The organism is Lactobacillus kullabergensis (assembly GCF_000967195.1).
GTDB lineage: Bacteria > Bacillota > Bacilli > Lactobacillales > Lactobacillaceae > Lactobacillus > Lactobacillus kullabergensis.
Window position 1 is genome coordinate 528826 of sequence record NZ_KQ033871.1, and the last position, 18733, is coordinate 547558.

At 35.6% G+C, this 18733-nt stretch carries 18 protein-coding genes; 15 read left to right on the top strand and 3 right to left on the bottom strand.

The genetic code is table 11. The features are described 5' to 3' along the window. Positions 1-56 precede the first annotated feature (56 nt). Positions 57-899: a competence protein CoiA family protein gene (locus JF76_RS03145; RefSeq protein WP_045927770.1), complete on the top strand. Its 843-nt coding sequence runs from the start codon at positions 57-59 to the stop codon at positions 897-899. Here the strand turns inward: JF76_RS03145 and JF76_RS03150 are convergent. Continuing rightward, positions 885-1505 carry a DsbA family protein gene (locus JF76_RS03150; protein ID WP_045927771.1) on the bottom strand — a complete coding sequence of 207 codons (621 nt, stop codon included), beginning with the start codon at positions 1503-1505 and terminating at the stop codon, positions 885-887. The genes JF76_RS03145 and JF76_RS03150 overlap by 15 nt on opposite strands. Before the next feature lie 73 nt (positions 1506-1578). Next, positions 1579-2202: a CYTH domain-containing protein gene (locus tag JF76_RS03155; protein WP_045927772.1), complete on the bottom strand. Its 624-nt coding sequence runs from the start codon at positions 2200-2202 to the stop codon at positions 1579-1581. A gap of 353 nt (positions 2203-2555) precedes the next feature. On the opposite strand from JF76_RS03155, the gene yjbM reads away from it, so the two are divergent. The 3 genes from yjbM to JF76_RS03170 are packed head-to-tail and all read left to right on the top strand — an operon-like array spanning position 2556 to position 4868. Next, on the top strand, positions 2556-3185 hold the full coding sequence (yjbM, locus tag JF76_RS03160) for a GTP diphosphokinase (protein ID WP_045927773.1): 630 nt from the start codon (positions 2556-2558) through the stop codon (positions 3183-3185). Further along, entirely contained in the window at positions 3185-3991 is an 807-nt protein-coding gene (locus JF76_RS03165; protein ID WP_045927774.1) for an NAD kinase, read from the top strand. Before yjbM ends, JF76_RS03165 begins: the two co-directional genes overlap by 1 nt. Next, on the top strand, positions 3978-4868 hold the full coding sequence (locus tag JF76_RS03170) for an RluA family pseudouridine synthase (protein ID WP_045927775.1): 891 nt from the start codon (positions 3978-3980) through the stop codon (positions 4866-4868). Before JF76_RS03165 ends, JF76_RS03170 begins: the two co-directional genes overlap by 14 nt. A 66-nt stretch (positions 4869-4934) precedes the next feature. Here the strand turns inward: JF76_RS03170 and JF76_RS03175 are convergent, their stop codons facing one another. Continuing rightward, positions 4935-5969, bottom strand: coding sequence for a lactonase family protein (locus tag JF76_RS03175; RefSeq protein WP_045927776.1), 1035 nt, complete (start codon positions 5967-5969; stop codon positions 4935-4937). 170 nt (positions 5970-6139) lie between these two features. On the opposite strand from JF76_RS03175, the gene JF76_RS03180 reads away from it, so the two are divergent. The 11 genes from JF76_RS03180 to JF76_RS03230 all read left to right on the top strand — a co-directional run bounded on the left by JF76_RS03180 (position 6140) and on the right by JF76_RS03230 (position 18695). Further along, positions 6140-8896 carry a cation-translocating P-type ATPase gene (locus JF76_RS03180; RefSeq protein ID WP_045927777.1) on the top strand — a complete coding sequence of 919 codons (2757 nt, stop codon included), beginning with the start codon at positions 6140-6142 and terminating at the stop codon, positions 8894-8896. Positions 8897-8976: 80 nt separating this feature from the next. Further along, the gene (locus JF76_RS03185) at positions 8977-9357 is read left to right on the top strand and encodes a PTS glucitol/sorbitol transporter subunit IIA (protein ID WP_034977398.1); all 381 of its coding nucleotides are present in this window, start codon (positions 8977-8979) and stop codon (positions 9355-9357) included. Positions 9358-9370: 13 nt separating this feature from the next. Then, complete coding sequence (locus JF76_RS03190) at positions 9371-10597, top strand: AI-2E family transporter (RefSeq protein WP_034977401.1); 1227 nt, start codon at positions 9371-9373, stop codon at positions 10595-10597. 44 nt (positions 10598-10641) lie between these two features. Then, positions 10642-11199 carry a tRNA (cytidine(34)-2'-O)-methyltransferase gene (locus JF76_RS03195; RefSeq protein ID WP_045927778.1) on the top strand — a complete coding sequence of 186 codons (558 nt, stop codon included), beginning with the start codon at positions 10642-10644 and terminating at the stop codon, positions 11197-11199. Position 11200: 1 nt separating this feature from the next. Next, entirely contained in the window at positions 11201-11593 is a 393-nt protein-coding gene (locus tag JF76_RS03200; protein WP_045927779.1) for a DUF1149 family protein, read from the top strand. Between the two features lie 19 nt (positions 11594-11612). Beyond that, positions 11613-14063, top strand: coding sequence for an FtsK/SpoIIIE family DNA translocase (locus JF76_RS03205; protein ID WP_045927780.1), 2451 nt, complete (start codon positions 11613-11615; stop codon positions 14061-14063). A gap of 161 nt (positions 14064-14224) precedes the next feature. After that, entirely contained in the window at positions 14225-14953 is a 729-nt protein-coding gene (gene ymfI / locus JF76_RS03210) for an elongation factor P 5-aminopentanone reductase (RefSeq protein ID WP_045927781.1), read from the top strand. A 65-nt stretch (positions 14954-15018) separates the two neighbouring features. Beyond that, positions 15019-16146: a helix-turn-helix domain-containing protein gene (locus tag JF76_RS03215; RefSeq protein ID WP_045927782.1), complete on the top strand. Its 1128-nt coding sequence runs from the start codon at positions 15019-15021 to the stop codon at positions 16144-16146. A 24-nt stretch (positions 16147-16170) separates the two neighbouring features. Further along, positions 16171-16731, top strand: coding sequence for a CDP-diacylglycerol--glycerol-3-phosphate 3-phosphatidyltransferase (gene pgsA, locus JF76_RS03220; protein WP_045927783.1), 561 nt, complete (start codon positions 16171-16173; stop codon positions 16729-16731). A gap of 159 nt (positions 16732-16890) precedes the next feature. Then, positions 16891-18069, top strand: coding sequence for an ABC transporter ATP-binding protein (locus JF76_RS03225; RefSeq protein WP_045927784.1), 1179 nt, complete (start codon positions 16891-16893; stop codon positions 18067-18069). Positions 18070-18071: 2 nt separating this feature from the next. Then, entirely contained in the window at positions 18072-18695 is a 624-nt protein-coding gene (locus tag JF76_RS03230; protein WP_045927785.1) for an ABC transporter permease, read from the top strand. The last annotated feature ends 38 nt before the right edge of the window (positions 18696-18733 follow it).

The following is an 18733-nucleotide window of genomic DNA, read 5'->3' on the forward strand; positions in this document are numbered from 1 at the left end:
CCAAAAAAGGCAGGTAAAACCCTGCCTTTTTGCGTATTTATTCTTAGGTGATAAATATGTATGCAGCATTGTTAAATAATATTTTGGTTTTAGCAATTGAGGAAGCCAAGTTGTCCCAAAGTAACAATAAAATTAAAAAACATTATTTTTGTCCACACTGTGAACGAGAAATGCGATTAGTAAGTAAAGACAAGCGACCCTACTTTAAACATATACCTTCTGAAATTAACTTATGTGGGGAAAATAAAGAACATGCACAGAGTAAAAGTATACTGACAAAAGCACTCAGAGAAGTACATTTTAATGCAGAAACAGAAGTTAATCTTGCTAATGGACAACTGCGAGCTGATATATTAGCAGCTTCAAATTTAGCTTTCGAAATTCAGTGCGCTCCTTTAAATAAGTCAGAATTTCGCCACCGCCATTTTTTGTATAAGCAAATAGGCATTAAGGATATATGGATAGTTGGTAAGAGGCATTTCTTAGGACAAAACATAAAAAAATCGCAGCTTATTTTCTTTCGCAGAAACTATTTTTGGCAAGACTATTATTTAGAGATCGATCCGTTTAAAAAAATTATTCGACTAAAATATAACGTTTTGCTTGAGCCATTAACAAATAAGCTTCATTTCCAAGAGGAAAAATTCGATATCAATGCAATAGGTTTAAAACAGTTGTGGCATTTTCACCCTTTATTGCAAAAATATCACGTTAATTCCACACAGCAAAAGCAATATCTGCAAATGCAACTAAAACATATGAGTTTGAAAGGCATGCAAATTGCAAATTTGCTATATAAAAAGCGCCAAACCATAGAAGATTTGCCGTCCTGGGTTTTTACCAATTTTCGAAAAATAAATTCACCAGATAATGTAAGTAAATATTTAAATCAGTCGTAAGTGTCTCACCGGGTAGTAGCCCTTTGGGTCACTTGCGATACAACCATTATCCTTAAGAAGCTTTATTAGTTTGTCATGTGCAAGAATGCCTTCTAGCATTACCCCATTATAATTGCCACTTTCATTAAAAATAACTGTAGTAGGGAAATTACGAACATTGAATTTACGTGCAAGATCCTTGTCTTGTTGGATAGATTCATCAACATAGTGGGCAATTTTGCGATCATTGATCCGATTAAAATCCAAGTCTAAACTTTCTGCAATTTGTTTAGGCAAACTTTCTGTATATTTATTAAAATCGTTGCTAATAACTCGTTGCAAAGCGACTAAATAAGCACGTGCCTTTTTGTTGCCATATTCTATCTTAATAGCATTGTAATGTCGTAAGACCTGAAAAGAGACAATTGTGTATTGTGGTATATCTTTTATTTTCTGTCCATCATTTTTTCTTCTAATAATGTCCTCTTTGATTACTTTTGCATTTATAATTGGAACAAAATGAAATGAAGAGTTGATATTAAGTTCATCAATTGCGTCTTTGATTAAAACTTCCGTATTATAGCAATATATACCAACGGGATTAACAAAAAGAAAAATCTCGAACATGATCAGGCTCCTCCAATACTGATTATCAAGTATAAAATTATTAAATATCTATCCTTTGAAAACTATCCTTCAATTATATTTTAACACGATGTATGTAAGCGCGTGCAATTTTCGCTTGGTTAGTGTTAGCATAATTTTGTGTAAATTTATACTCTTTTTTTAATTTTGCAAGAATTTGCGCTATTAAATCTGGATTATGGTTTTCAATCTCAAGTTCAAAATCTTCGTAGTTGTCTGGATAAGTGTTATCATCAAAAGTTAATTCACAATTTTTTGGTCCATTCGCTAATATGCGATGAGTTTTGCAATAAGTTTGCAAATGAAGGTTTAATTTCTGTGAAAATTTCTGATTCAAATATTTTCCTGCACTATACTTAAAAATTATAGGCGATCCAGCGGCCCCCCGCTTAATAAATGCTTTTGCTTCATTTAATTTTAAGGAATCGTTAATTTCTATTGCTTCATGAAAATCTTTTTGTATGGGATTCTTATTTGGAACCTTGAGAGTTTGCTCTGCGTGGTCAGCAAAAAGTCTAATGCGGCAGCTTATATTAGACTGTTTTAGCAAACCGTCGCTAGTGTCAAAATAATAATTTTCCTGTGTAAAACTTTGCTTTACTGGAAAATCATGACAAAGTTTTTGGTATATTGCCTTAGGCAAGATGATTTTTGCTTCAATTTCATTATTTTGTGACATTTAATATTACTCCATTCAATTTTGTTTATGAAAGAAATGCTTTAATTTTCTGTATCAAAATCTATATTTTTCAAAAGTAGTTTCTAAAAATCAAAAACAAATGTCATTAAATTTTAAAATTTTCTAAATAAGTAAAATAAGTGCTAAAGCTATGATAGTATAGCCTAATTGAAATTAATAAATTTATCATAATATCAAAAGGTTTAATGTGCAAGAAAAAAGACTTTGTAATAAGGCTTTAGGCACCTGTATAGAAAAACAGGGATTATTTTATTAAGGTAAATGACCATATGAAATTGCTATCATATAAATTATGTTAAAATGAATATGCTGTTTGAGAAAGGGTTATTTCTATGAATTATGACTGGGATAATTTTTTATGGCCATATGAAGAGGCCGTGCGAGAATTAAAGGTGAAATTTCGTTCTTTAAGACAAAGTTTCTTGACAAAGGGAGAACATTCACCTATAGAATTTGTGGTCGGCAGGGTGAAAACTGTTGACTCAATTAAAGAAAAAATGAAAAGACGTGTAATTAGTTTCGACGTTATTGAAACTGATATGCAAGACATAGCGGGAATTAGAATAGTTTGTCAATTTGTCGATGATATTTATAAGGTGGTAGACTTAATTCATACACGTGCCGACATGGAAGTCATTGAAGAACGTGATTATGTGAAAAATGCCAAACCTTCGGGCTATCGCTCTTATCATATGGTTATTTCATATACTGTTTATTTGCCGACTGGTCCAAAAAAATTATTAGCTGAAATTCAGATTAGAACATTGGCAATGAACTTTTGGGCAACGGTAGAACACACTCTCAATTACAAATATCAGGGTTCTTATCCTAAAGATATTTCTGAAAGACTAAAATCTACTGCAGAAACGGCATATAAGCTTGATGAAGAAATGTCATTAATTAAAGATGAAGTGCAAGAGGCTCAGAAAGTTTTTACCAAAAACAAGGGTAAGGAAAAATAATGAGAATTACAATTGCCCATAACACCAATCAGGAGACACTAAAGGTAGTGGCGCACTTGCGAAAATTGTTAGAAACCAAAGAGGGCGTTGTCTTTGATGCCAAGTATCCAGATGTAGTGATTACGGTCGGTGGAGACGGAACTTTGATAAATGCTTTTCACAGATATGAAAACCAAATCAGTTCAATTCGCTTCATCGGCATCCATACTGGACATCTGGGCTTTTATACTGATTGGCGTGGTCCTGAAGTTGATAAAATGGTAGATGCTTTATTTTTAAGAGAACCTGAGTCTGCCAGCTATCCGCTGTTAGAGGTGGAACTTCTAACTGAAGCTAATGAAAAGAAACACTTTTTAGCTTTAAATGAGTCAGCAGTAAAGCGCATTTCACATACGCTTGAAGCTAAAGTTTACATTGATGATCAGTTATTTGAAAATTTCCGCGGAGATGGTTTATGTATTTCAACTCCAACTGGCTCAACAGGTTATAATAAATCGCTTGGTGGTGCCGTAATCCATCCGAGACTTAAAGCTTTACAGATGGCGGAAATAGCTTCTATTAACAATAGTATTTTTAGATCCTTGTCATCACCAATTGTACTCGCTCCCGAGCAGTGCGTTACCATAGTTCCTAATGCTGATCATTTTGTAATGACCATTGATGGTCGTCGCATTAATATTAGAAATGCCAAAAAGATTAATTACCGTATTTCTACTAAGGAAATTCATTTTGACAGGTTTGGACATACCCATTTTTGGTCAAGAGTTCAAAGTGCATTTATTGGAGATAACGATGACACTATTTAAAGTTACTGTAGATGAAAAAGCCCCCAAAAAATTGGGGATTTTTTTATTAAAGAATGGTTTTTCAAAAAGAGCTGTCAATAATGCTAAAAATGCGGGTGGAATGATTCTTGTTAATCATAAAAGGCGCTATACAAACTTCATTTTACATGTTGGCGATGAAGTGATTTTCATTCCGGGTCAGGAAAAGCATAATCCATGGCTCATACCTTCGCAAAAACCTATTGAAGTTGTTAAAGAAACTGAAAACTATCTGGTTGTTAATAAGCCTGCAGGGATTTTATCGATTCCTTCTCGCTACGATGATAACGCACTCGTTAACCAAATTTTAGGTTATTTTGAGCGCAAAAAAAGTGTGAATATCAAGCCACATATTGTAACGCGACTTGACCGTGACACTTCTGGTTTGGTTTTAGTTGGTAAAAATGCTATTGCTCATGCACGTTTTAGTCAGCTCAAAAAGGATAAGTTTATTAAAAAGTACCATGCAATAGTTCATGGTAATTTTGGTTTAGACGAACTAAAGGGCATCATTGATCAGCCAATTGGACGAAAGGGGACTTCTATTGTGCGCAGTATTGATTCTTCAGGTAAGAAGGCAAAAACTGCTTATAAAGTGATTGCACAAAAAGAAAATGCCAGTATAGTGGAACTACGCCTTTATACCGGGAGGACTCATCAGATTCGTTTGCACATGCAATATCTTGGTCATCCGTTATATGGAGATCCATTATATGGGCAAAAAGATAATTTTAACAGGCAAGCATTAAATTGCTTTTACTTAGAATTTCCTGATCCGTTCAACAAAGAAAGGCAAGTTAGTATTGAGGTCCCTGATCCAATTGATATGCAGGAATTATGGCAGAATATTCCAAAATAATTTTAGCACATGTAATAAAAAAGAGTTGTCATTATTTTAGACAACTCTTTATTTGTTATGGAAAAATTATTCGCTAAAAAGCACGCGGGTTCCTTCTGGAACAAAAATATTCTTTTGCACAGGAGTCAAGCAGCCATTTTCCGCATCCCTGGTATATAAAGTAGCATTATCAGAATTTTGATTAGTTGCTACTACATATTTTTCGTCTTTATCCCAGTTAAAATCTCGCGGAAATTCACCAAAAGTTGAAATTCTCTGACGTAATTGCAGGGTATGATCATCATTAATTGCAAAAACAGTGATGGTATCGTGACCACGGTTGGAAGTGTAAATAAATTTACCATCTTTACTAATTTTAATAGCAGCAGCTCCATTGTGGTCGGAATAATCATCAGGGATGGTTGAATAAGTGGCAATACTCGTAAATTGCCAATTTGTCTCATCAAACTTGACTAAATTAATTTTGCTTGAAAGCTCACCGACAACATAAAAATAATTACCGTCAGGGCTGAAAACAATGTGGCGACTGCCGAAACCGGGTTCGTTTTGATATTTAGCTAAATGATGCAGCTTATTATTTTTAAAACTGTAAAAATCAACACAGTCATTACCTAAATCACAACTTACAAGATTTCCTTGTGGTGTTTGATCAAAAAAATGCGGGTGGGGGCCATCAGCTTGTTCAGGACAAGGGCCTAGGCTATCTGCAGTGTGAGTCACTGAATCCAAAAAAGTTAACTTGCCCTCATCATCAAATGAGAATACGGCTAATACTGCTGTATGGTAATTGGCAGTATAGAGCAATTTCTTTTTCTGGTTAATGCCAATATAAGCAGGTGACGAACCGGGGGTTAAGTAAGAATCTTTTTCCTGATACTTACCATTAACTAGTTCAAATGAACTGATGCCACCCTTAGAGCCAGCGTTATTAATAGTAAAAATAAGTTTACCATCTTGGACAAAGTATGTTGGACCTCCAACTTTTATTACTTCTTTAGCTGGTCCCATCTGCATTTCTAGTCCGTTTTCGGCAAGTGTGAGGGGTAATTCATAAATTCCCGTTGACTTTTTTTTAGTGTATCCGCCGATTAATAATTTCATGCTTGAAAAGCCTCCAATTTCATTTATAATTGTCTCAATAATTAGTATAGCATGACACGCAATTGTAAAAATATTGAGTGACTTTAACATTTTAAAAAGTGTTAAAGTATGGTGTCGGCTTTATTGATTAGTTTAAAATTAAAAGTTTTGAAATAAGAGGTATGTTGGGAATGGAAGAAAATAAAATTCGAGAGCTTTATGCTAAGAATGATATTTCTGAAGTTTATACTAATCTTCACTCATCTTCTGCAGGCTTAACTTCTGCAGAAGCAACCGCAAGATTGGCTAAATATGGTCGTAATGAAATTAAAAAGTCTGAGGAAGAGTCTGAATGGAAGACTTTTTTTAAGAACTTTATTAGTATGATGGCAATCTTGTTGTGGATTTCCGGAGCTGTAGCAATGTTCAGCGGTACCATTGAATTGGGAATTGCCATTTGGATGGTCAACATTATTAATGGTTTGTTTAGTTTTTGGCAGGAAAGGGCAGCTAAAAGAGCAACAGATGCTTTAAATAATATGTTGCCAACTTATGTCCAGGCAATTCGTGATGGTAAAAAAACTCAGATTGATGCCAAAGAATTGGTTCCCGGAGATGTTTTTATTCTTCAAGCAGGTAATGCTATTCCAGCAGACGCCAGACTGATCACTGCCAGTTCGATGCAGGTTGACCAAAGTGCCTTAAATGGTGAATCTGTACCTGAATCTAAAACTACGGATTACGCACCAGGTGAAGGAAGTTACGCTGAAGCTAACTTGGTTTATTCAGGAACAACCGTTGGCTCAGGTACAGCTCGTGCAATAGCATTTGCGACGGGAATGAATACTGAATTTGGTAAAATAGCGCAGTTAACCCAAAAGCAAAATAAAGTCGATAGTCCACTAACCCAGGAATTAAACCGTCTGACAAAGCAATTATCAATTATTGCTGTTTCGATAGGCGTTTTATTCTTGATTGCAGCAATTTTCTTTGTTAAATATCCGTTTGCTAAAGCCTTTATTTTTGCTTTAGGGATGATTGTAGCTTTTATCCCAGAAGGCTTATTGCCTACTGTAACTCTTAGCTTAGCTCAGGGTGTTAAACGCATGGCCAAAAAACATGCACTGGTTAAGGAATTAAATTCTGTTGAAACACTTGGAGAAACTACAGTTATTTGTTCAGACAAAACGGGTACTTTAACCCAGAATCAAATGACTATTCATTACATTTGGACTCCTCAAAATGAATATAAAGTTACTGGCAATGGTTATGTCAATAATGGGCAGATTGAATTAAACAATAAGCAGTTGTGGTATGAAGAAAATCCCGACTTGCATAAGTTGGTTCAAATAGCATCTTTGGACAACGATACTGCTGTTCAACCCAGCAAGGTCAAAGGAGGAAAGCCCAAAATTTTGGGGACGCCAACTGAAGCCTGTTTAATTATTATGGCCGAAAAAGCAGGGTTTGATCGTCAAAAAGTTTTGGTTAAGTATCCGCGATTAAGAGAACTGCCTTTTGACTCTAATAGAAAGCGGATGTCAACTATTCATCGCTGGAATGATCACCAATATATCATTTTTACTAAGGGTTCTTTTAGCGATGTGATTAAGCAGTGTGACCAAATTCAAGTCGATGGTAAAGTTCGGACTCTGACTGACGATGATAAGAAACGAGCCGAAAAACACAATGCCGACTATGCTGCTAAAGGACTTCGCAGTATGGCTATGGCCTATCGAATTGTGGAAAAAGAAAATACTGATGTTACTAAGTTAACCATTGAATCAGCTGAGGAGCACTTAGTATTTGTTGGTTTGACTACAATGAGTGATCCACCTCGTCCTGAAATATATAATGCCGTTAGACGTTGTCACCAAGCAAAAATTAAAATTATTATGGTTACTGGGGACTCCAAGTTGACAGCAAAATCTGTTGCAGTTCAAATTGGTTTGACCTCTGACAAGGCACGAGTCATATCTGGTGATGAACTAGAAACCATGAGCAATGAAGATTTACGAGAAGCATTGAAAGGAGAAGTGATTTTTGCTAGAGTAGCTCCTGAACAAAAATATAAGGTCGTTAAAACTTTACAGGAAAATGGTGAAATTGTAGCTTCTACTGGTGACGGAGTTAACGATGCACCTGCTTTGAAGCAGGCAGATATTGGTATAGCAATGGGCTTGACTGGTACGGATGTAGCTAAAGATGCAGCCAATATTATCTTGACTGATGATAATTTTGCGTCTATTGTGGCCGCAATTGAAGAAGGCCGTGCCGTCTACAGCAATATCCGTAAGTTTTTAACTTATATTTTGACTTCAAATGTACCGGAGGCCTTTCCATCGATATTGTTTCTATTTTCTGGAGGCATGATTCCTTTGCCAATGACTGTAATGCAGATTTTAACAGTCGACTTGGGAACGGATATGCTACCGGCATTAGGACTGGGCGGAGAAGCTGTTGATCCTGATGTCATGAAACAAGCTCCAAGAAAACGTAATGAGCACTTGCTCAACAGAAGCGTAATTATTAAAGCGTTTTTGTGGTATGGTTTGATTTCCAGTGCCATATCAATTGGTGCATATTTCTTTGTGAATTTCCAAAACGGCTGGCCTCATGTGCCATTAGCTGCTGATGGTCCAGTTTATATGCGTGCAACTACAATGGTTTTGGGAGCAATTATTTTTACGCAGATCGCAAACGTGCTGAATTGCAGAACAAACAAAGTTTCTCTGTTTAAGAAAGGCATATTCAGCAATCGTAATATCTGGTACGGAATTATATTCGAAATCCTTCTGTTTTTGGCTTTAACTGTTACTCCCGGCTTGCAGCAATTATTCAATACGACAAGATTATTACCGGTTGACTGGTTATTCTTATTCTGTCTGCCAATACCGTTAGTTATTATCGATGAACTTAAAAAATGGCTTCTTTATCATAAAAAATAAAGAAGTAACAAAGAAAACCGCTTATATATTAGTTAAGCGGTTTTTGTTATGCTAAAATTAAAGCTTAAGGAGAGCAAATTATGAAATGGACAGCAACTATTACAAAAATTGGTAAACAAGCTATTGAGCCTAAGGGTAATATGGTGATTTTATTTGGTGAAAATGTCACTCCCGAATTAGTCGATGTTTCGGTTATTCAAAAATTTAATGCCCAAACCCCTGTCAGTAGTTTTATTATGAAAAAAGGCGACACAATTACAATCGATGGTCAGACCTATATTGCTGACTTTGTCGGTTCCATGGTTACCAGCGATATGAGAGCTTTAGGTCATGTAACGCTGTTTTTTAATCAGAAAAAGTCAAAAAATCCTCTTGCTAACGGTGTGTATTTCACTATAGAGGATAAACAGACAATGCCTGAATTTAATATTGGTGATGACATAGTATATGAACACATTTGATTAGGATGATTTGATGGACTACGAGAAAAAGCATAAAAAAAGAACCATATTTCAAAAATGGTTTTTGAATAATCGGTTTAGTATTGCACTACTAAACATTTTGTTGTTCTTCCTTGTGATTTGGTTGTTCAACAAAATATCATTTGTTTTAAATCCCGCTAAGGTCTTTGTAAGTGCGATTCTTCCTCCGTTAATGCTGGCTTTGATTCAGTTTTATATTATGAATCCGCTAGTAGATATTTTAGAGAGAAAGTTCAAAGTACCAAGGATTGTTACTATTCTTGGATTATTTGTTTTAGTAGCAGTTTTGCTCGTTTGGATAGTTAATACTTTATTGCCAATTGTTCAAAGTCAAATTAACTCATTAATTACTCATTGGCCTCATATCTGGAAGGATGCTACAAATGCGGTACAGGATTGGCTGAGTAATCCGCAACTTCACAGTGTTAAGGGCAATATTAATGATGCTATCAACAGGGCGCAAGATATGCTCTTTAAGTCAGGTCATGAGGCCGTCAATGCAGCGCTTAGCAATATTTCTTCAGCAATTAGTGTTGTTACTATTATAGTTATGACTTTACTTACTGCACCCTTTATTCTGTTTTTTATGTTAAAAGATGCTCACAATTTACGCCCTTACTTAATGCAATTTGCACCGAAGCGTTGGCAGAAAAGTTTTGGCGAACTTCTTTACGATATTAATACTGCACTAGCATCTTATATTAGAGGACAACTTACTGTTGCTTTTTGGGTCGGAATAATGTTTGCCATTGGCTACAGTATCATCGGACTTCCGTATGGCATTGCCCTTGCTGTTTTAAGCGGTATTCTTAACCTTATTCCATATTTTGGTACTTTTATTTCATTTATACCTGTAATCGTGATTGCTATTATGCTTTCTGTACCAATGGTAATTAAAGTTTTGGTTGTTTTTGCAATCGAACAGACCATTGAGTCAAGGGTTATTAGTCCTTTGGTAATGGGAAACAAGATGGAGATGCACCCGGTAACCACTATTTTGTTATTGATAGGCTCAAGTTCTGTTTGGGGACTTTGGGGCGTCATTTTTGGTATTCCAATTTATGCTATTTTAAAAATTATTATTTTACGTGTTTATAACTATTATCGTAATGTTTCTCAAGTATTCAAAGAAGATGAAGATGATGAAGATTTCGAAGATGCCACTGGACATCAGAATAATTTGATCACAGAATCAGAAGAAAAAGCGCCAAAAAAATAATTCTTATTATTAAAAATTAAAAAATTTAGTGAAGGAGAAACAGATTGACTAATCACGTAGTGTTATATGAGCCACTAATGCCAGCTAATACTGGTAATATTGCTCGAACTTGTGCCGGGACTAATACAGTTCTTGATTTGATTGAGCCATTAGGTTTTCAAATCGATAACAAAAAAATGAAACGAGCAGGTTTGGATTATTGGGATAAGGTTGATGTTCGGGTACATGAAGATCTTAATGCATTCCTAGGTCAACTCGGTCCCCAAGACGAAATGTATCTTATTTCTAAATTTTCTTCAAAAAATTATGCGGAAATAGATTATACAGATTCTGCGAAAAATTATTACTTTGTGTTTGGCAAAGAAACTACTGGTTTACCAGAAACATTTATGCGAGAATATTACGAGCGCAATTTGAGAATACCAATGTCGGATAATATTCGTTGTTATAATTTGGCTAACTCAGTGGCGATAGTTTTACTTGAAGCATTGCGTCAGCAGGGTTTTCCTAATTTAGAAACTACACATCATTATGAAAATGATAAATTAAAAGATAACTACAATCGCCCTGAGCGCTATGAAAGAAATTTAGGAGGAAACTAAGATGGATTTTGAAAAAGAAACTCCTGTTATAGTCAAAAATTTTCATTATGATATTAATGAAGAGCCGGAAACTAAAGATCAGGTAAATTTTGGCTTAAAAAAAGTCGAAAAACAAAATGATGATGGCACAACTGATGCTGGTACTGACGGCAATTATTTTGATGTAACCGTTGTTTTTGACGTAGCACCTGCGCCGGGAGATTTTTCTGTAAGTGGAATGATTAGTCAGATCGTTAAAATTAAAGATTATTTTGGTGATGGCAGCGATCTGGAAAAGACAGATTATAAGTTGCTTAGTCGTCCATTAGTTGAATATATTGAAACCCTTACTTATGAAGTTACTCAAATTACTTTGGATGAACCAGTTAATTTGAACTTCCAAGCAAATTTTTAATTGTTGATTAGGTAGTATTATGCCTAAAAAGAAGAGGAGAAAAACCACTAAATCTCATAAGAAAAATCAGAATACTGGAATTACTTGGGCAATTGTTGGCCTTGTACAAATTATTATTTCAATTTTGGCATTTGTTAAATTTGGAATTCTTGGTAAACAAGTTGCGAATATTTTTCGTTTCTTTTTTGGAGATTCATATTTATTAGCTGCTGGAATTGGTATTATTTTTGGCCTGGTTATGCTGATTTACAACAAGCCGATGCACTTTAAATTTAAGCGCAGTTGTGGTCTGTTTTTTGCAATACTCGGATTTTTATTAATTCAGAGCAGCGTTTATTTTGAAAGTGAATTTGTAAATAATGCGTTTATGAATGCATTCTGGCATGAAATATCTGCCGAATTTGGCCGAATGGCTGTTACCAAACATGTTGGTGGAGGAGTCATTGGCGCATTATGTTACCAAATATTTTATCCCTTACTAGGCCATATAGGATTGCGTGTAGTTGCGATTTTATTGATTCCATGCGGCATTTTAATGTTCTTTGATGTAAAGTTTGCAACTATAATTAAAAAATTTCAGACGGTTAGTCAGCTTTTTATTGCTAAAAATAAGGCAGCTGGCACGAAAATAAAAGATAAATATGGTTCATTCAGAGAAAAACAACAACAGAAGAACTTGAATGAACAATCTCAAAATTTACAGGAGACATCGGATTCTCAAAATATGGTTTTTCCTGATGTTGATGATTTTGCTGTTAATGACAAGTCAACCGAAGAATTTGCAGACACTACGGATGTAGACAATTCTGTTTCGAATGAATCAGAATTTGGTGATATGCCAGAACATTCTCCGGTTGAGCCACAAATTCAGGTGGCCAGTCAAAATAATATTCAAAAAGAGAGCAAAACTGATAATACCAGTGGCAATTTACCCAAATCACATTCTTTTGTTGAAGAAGATAAGAAAATTAAGCAAGAATTGGAATCTGTTGATCATGGCGAACTTAAACAAGATCAGAAAGTAAGTCCAAATTATCAAAAACCTCCTTTAACCTTGCTTGACAGCATTAAGAATGTTGATCAAAGTACCGATAAGGCTCTTATTCGCAAAAATACGCAAACTTTACAATCTACTTTTAAAAGTTTTGGCGTCAAAGTTATCATAAAAAAAGCGATTTTGGGTCCTACAATTACACGTTATGAAGTACAGCCTGCTGTTGGAGTTAAAGTTAGCAGGATTGTTAATTTAGCAGATGATTTGGCTCTTGCCTTGGCAGCAAAAGATATCAGAATAGAAGCGCCTATACCGGGCAAACCATATATCGGTATAGAGGTGCCGAATAAAAACACTTCGGTTGTTGCTTTTAAAGATGTAATGCAGAATCAAGATAATAGAGCTAAAAAAGATCCTATGCAAGTACCTTTGGGCAAGGATGTTAGCGGACAAACAATTTCAGCTGACCTAACTAAAATGCCCCACCTTCTCATTGCTGGTTCGACAGGTTCCGGAAAGTCTGTTGCAATCAATACCATTTTAACGAGTATATTAATGAAGGCACTGCCGGATCAAGTTAAGTTGATTTTAATTGATCCTAAAATGGTTGAACTTTCGGTTTATAATGGTGTACCACATTTGTTGATACCGGTAGTTACAGATGCTAAGTTAGCTGCGAATGCATTAGGCAAAGCTGTTAAGGAAATGGAACGACGCTATAAACTATTTGCCGCAAGTAGTGTCCGTAATGTGGGTGAGTTTAATGATAAGGTTCAACTCAATAATCGAGATAAATCTAAGCCTGCGATGAAACCTTTGCCATATATTTTGGTCGTAGTCGATGAACTTAGTGATCTGATGATGGTTGGTGGCCGCGATGTTGAAGGTGCAATTGTGCGTTTGGGGCAAATGGCGCGCGCTGCGGGAATTCACATGATCTTGGCTACTCAACGACCAAGTGTTGATGTCATTACCGGTTTAATTAAGGCAAACGTACCATCTCGAATTTCTTTTGCTGTTTCAAGTGGTATTGATTCAAGAACAATTTTAGACCAAACGGGAGCTGAGAAGTTGCTCGGCAGAGGAGACATGTTGTACATGCCGGTAGGAGCCTCCAAACCTGAACGAATTCAAGGTGCTTATGTTTCTTCAAATGAGGTTGAGAAGATAATATCTTGGGTAAAGAAACAACAAAAGCCTGAATATGATAAAGGGATGATTCCGCAAAAAGGTCAAGAAAATTCAGAAAAACAAGATGACGAACCAGAGGATGAATTTTATGATCAGGCTGTTGAACTGGTAAGACAGCAACAAACAGCAAGTGTATCACTTTTACAAAGAAGATTTCGTATAGGCTACAATCGTGCTGCCAGAATAGTTGATGCGATGGAAGAGAAGGGGATTGTGGGCCCATCTGAAGGATCAAAGCCTCGTCAAGTTTTGTTACCGCCTAAAAAAGATGAGGATAAGACCTAATTTTTAAGAAAGTTTATCATGTCGTTTTATTAGTTCAAATTTGCAAAAAAATAATGTTAAAATAAAAATGAATATGAATACATAACTGAATTTATCTTTAATGGACTAGTTTAGCTATATGGTCATCTTCATACTAAAATAAAATAAAAGGAATGTTTTAATTGCAGCGAGCACTTGTATTTGGTGCAACAGGTGGCATTGGTCAAGCTATTTGTGCTGACTTAGCCAACGCCGGTTGGTCTCTTTATGTTCATTGCAGTCAAAATTGGCAAAAGGCCTATACTATGGCTGAAGGAATGAGTCAAAAATATCCTAGTCAGGACTTTATTCCTATAAAGTTAGATTTTTTGGCTAAAAATGACAAATTAAAAGAATTTGTTAGTGAGCTTTTGCCAGTGAACGCAGTGGTATTTGCCCAAGGAGTTACAGATTATAATTTTGTTAGCAGTCAGAATATGACCAAAATTGATGAAGTTTTGCACATAAATTTGATTACTCCTATTAAATTAACAGGCTTGTTAGAACCTCATTTGATAAAAAATGATTATAGTCGTATTGTTTATTTAGGTTCGGTTTATGGTGGTTCAGGCAGCGCTATGGAAGCTGTCTACAGTTCTTCAAAATCTGGACTTGAGCGCTTCGCACAAGCATATTCTCGTGAAGTGGCTTCTGCCAATCTCACAGTAAATGTTTTAGCACCTGGCGCGGTCAACACATCAATGAATTCAATATTAGCACCAGAAGCAATGGAAGAGGTTAGGGGCGAAATACCTGTTGGACGTTTAGCAGAGGGCAAAGATATCTCTTATTGGGTTAAAACGCTGCTGGACGTTAATTCTGGATATTTAACTGGTCAGACTATTTATGTAAGTGGCGGCTGGCTCATTTAAATATAAAAATAGTATGTAGTATATGTTATACTCAAAGAGTAAATTTAGGATTTAAAGAGGTAACTATGGCAGATATCGGAGATAAATTACGCAGTGCCAGAGAGGCTAAGGGACTTTCAATTGAAGATATTGAAAAAGCAACCAAAATTCAAGGCAGATATCTGACGGCGATTGAGCAAAATGATTTTGATAAGCTTCCGGGTGATTTTTATGTAAGAGCATTTATCAGACAGTATGCTCAAATAGTCGGTTTGGATGGTAAAAAGCTGCTAAGTGAATATCACGAGGATATACCAAAGGCTGAGCCTGAAGAATTTGTTGAAGATTCGATTGACAATAAAAGTGAAGAAGTCAGCAAAACAACTAATAATAAGAAAAAGATATGGCAAGATTACCTTCCACGAATTATTGTTGGCCTGGGAATAATCGTTGTTATTTTGGTATGCTATGTTGTTTATGCTCATTTCTCTTCTAACCGCAATGAAAATAATAATACAGCGGGTGATGTATCAGTTTCTTCAGATAATGATAAACATCGTCAAAAGATCAAGAAACCTAAAAAGAAGAGCGTAAAAATTAAAGAATTAGCTACAAATCAGTTCCAAATTACTGGTCTAAAAAATAATCGCAATTTGGTTGTGCGAGCTGGTGATCAGGCTACTACAGTTTCTATTGCTATGAACGGCGTTAACCAAAGTGGTCAGACTTTAACTGCTGGTCAAAAGCACACATTGAGGATTCCTGAAACTGCTCAAACTGTCGTTGTTACTTTCAGTAATGCTGTCGGGACTTCAGTTACAATTGGTGGTAAAAAAGTTCCATACACTGCTCAGAATTCGAATCTTTCTTTGACCTTTTATATTGGTAAACGTAACAGCAATCAAAGTAATCAAACTCAAAATGGTCAGAACAATTCTGGAGCCACGACCAATAATTCAGGACATAGTAATTCAAATCATCAAAACCAGAGCCATAATCAAACTGGCAATCATAGCACTAATAATGGTACTAGTGGCAACAATAATTCTAGTTCATCCAATAGCCAAGAAAGTAATCAAAATAATAACCAGAGTAACCAGAATAATAATCAGTCAGGTCATGATAGCAATCAGTCAAATAATAATGAACACAGTAGTGAATCTGGTCATTCAGGTGGCACTTCTTCCGGTGGGAATGATAGTAATGAAAGATAGTTATTTTGGGAGGAAAAGTTAAGAATGAATTTGCCTAATAAGTTAACGGTTTTTAGAATATTATTGATACCAGTTTTTATGTTAATTGTCATTTTTGGTGGCGATGCTAGTGTTAAGGTTGCAGGAACAACTGTTTATTGGAAATTAGTCATTGCAGCTATTGTTTTTGCAGTGGCATCTGCAACGGATTGGTTTGATGGGCACATAGCAAGATCACGCAACCTTGTTACCAATTTTGGTAAATTTGCGGATCCGCTGGCAGATAAAATGCTTACCATGACTGCTTTTATCATGTTAATTTCGTTAAATCTGGCTCCTGCCTGGGTTATCGCTATTATAGTTTGTCGTGAATTAGCAGTAACAGGTTTGCGCTTAATATTGGCAGAAAACAAGGGTCAAGTTATGGCTGCAGCCATGCCTGGCAAGATTAAAACAACTTGTCAAATGCTTTCCATTATTTTCCTGTTAATCGGAAACTTCTGTCACATAGGAACAATTTTGCTATACATTGCATTAATCTTTACAATTTATTCTGGTTGGGATTATTTCCACAGTTCATGGGATGTTTTCGAAGGATCAATGTAAATTAATGAAAAGTTAATATAGAAAAAAGCACTGCTTTTAGTAGTGTTTTTTTGTGCATTATTTTTAATATAAACTACTGTTGAAAAGACAGATTGTTGATTAAGTTACATTTACTTGTTAGGATTAAATTAAGGGAATATTGGAAAAGGAGGAAATTTTATGGTAGAAAAAGTACCAGCAGTTGAATTTCGGGACGTTTCAAAAATATATCCTAAGATGAAAAATGCAGCTGTTAAACATATTAGTTTTAAAATAGAAAAAGGTGATTTTTGCTGCCTGATTGGCACCTCTGGTTCAGGGAAAACAACTATAATGCGTATGATAAATCGCATGAACAGTGTAACTAAAGGTGAAGTACTTGTTAACGGCAAGAATGTTAAAAGTTTCAATCCTGTCAATTTAAGGCGTCATATAGGTTACGTTATTCAGAATAATGGTTTAATGCCTCATATGACCATCAGAGAAAATATCATTTTAGTACCAAAATTATTAAAGTGGCCTAAAGAAAAGCTGACTGGAGAAGCACAAAAGCTTATTAAAATGGCTGAATTACCTGAGTCATATTTAGACAGATACCCAACAGAGCTATCTGGTGGTCAGCAGCAAAGAATAGGTGTCGTACGTGCGCTTGCGGCAAATCAAAACTTGATATTAATGGATGAACCATTTGGCGCGCTCGATCCAATAACTCGTGAAAGCTTGCAGAACTTGGTTCAAAACTTACAAGTGCGCTTAGGCAAAACAATAGTTTTCGTCACACATGATATGGACGAAGCGTTAAAGCTTGCAACTAAGGTAGTTGTTTTACATGATGGCCAGTTAATTCAAGTAGGAACACCGGATCAGATTTTACACCAACCTGCAAATGACTACGTTAAGAGCTTGATTGGTGAGGAGCGCTTGTCAGAAGCAAAATATGAAACTGTAAAAGTTAAAAATGTGATGCTGACTAATCCAACAAAAATTGATTTAGGTGCTTCTCTCACTGATGCTTTAACTATGATGAAGGAGCATCGAGTTGATACGCTTTTAGTAGTTGATAATGGAGACCATCTTAAAGGTTACATTTCAATTGATGATTTGCAACGCAATTACCCTAAAGCAAGTAGCGTCAGCGATATATTGATTACTAAACTAGGGACTGTCGGTCCGGAGGAATATCTACGTGATAATTTTAGTCGGATTATGAGTCGTAATAAGAGTTACATACCAGTAACAGATTCAGATAAAAAATTAGTTGGAATCGTCACTCGAGCTAGTTTGGTAAATGTTGTTTATGAAAAAATATGGGGCGATAAAAGTCACCTGCAAGGTTCTTCAGAAAAAGAGGCGAAATAATAATGTCAGCCTTTTTTGCACAACATGGTTCAGAATTATTAGTAAAAACCTGGCAACAAATATATATTTCTGCTATTTCTTTAGGGTTAGGAATAATAGTTGCAATTCCATTAAGCGTTGTATTAATGAAATTTAAGCGAGTTGCTAAAGTGGTGATAGCAATAGCCAGTATGCTGCAGACTATACCGGCTTTGGCTTTGCTGGCGATAATGATACCGTTTTTTGGTGTTGGCAAAGTACCAGCAATCATTGCTCTTTTTCTTTATAGTTTAATGCCCATTTTACGTAACACTTACGTAGGACTAACTGATGTTAATCAAGATACAATTGACTCTGCTAGAGGTTTAGGCATGACTAATATGCAGCTTATTTTAAAAGTTGATATTCCTTTAGCAATGCCCGTAATTATGGCAGGAATCAGACTTTCTGCAATTTATGTAATTGCCTGGGCAACGCTTGCTTCATATATTGGTGCTGGCGGATTAGGAGACTTTATTTTTAATGGACTCAGCCTCTATCAAACGGATTTGATTTTTGGAGGAACGATTCCAGTAATTATTTTGGCTCTGCTAACGGATTACCTATTGGGTAAGCTGGAACGTAAGCTGACTCCAAAGGGAATATAAGGAGGTGTTCATCGTGAAAAAGTATTTGCAAAAAATAT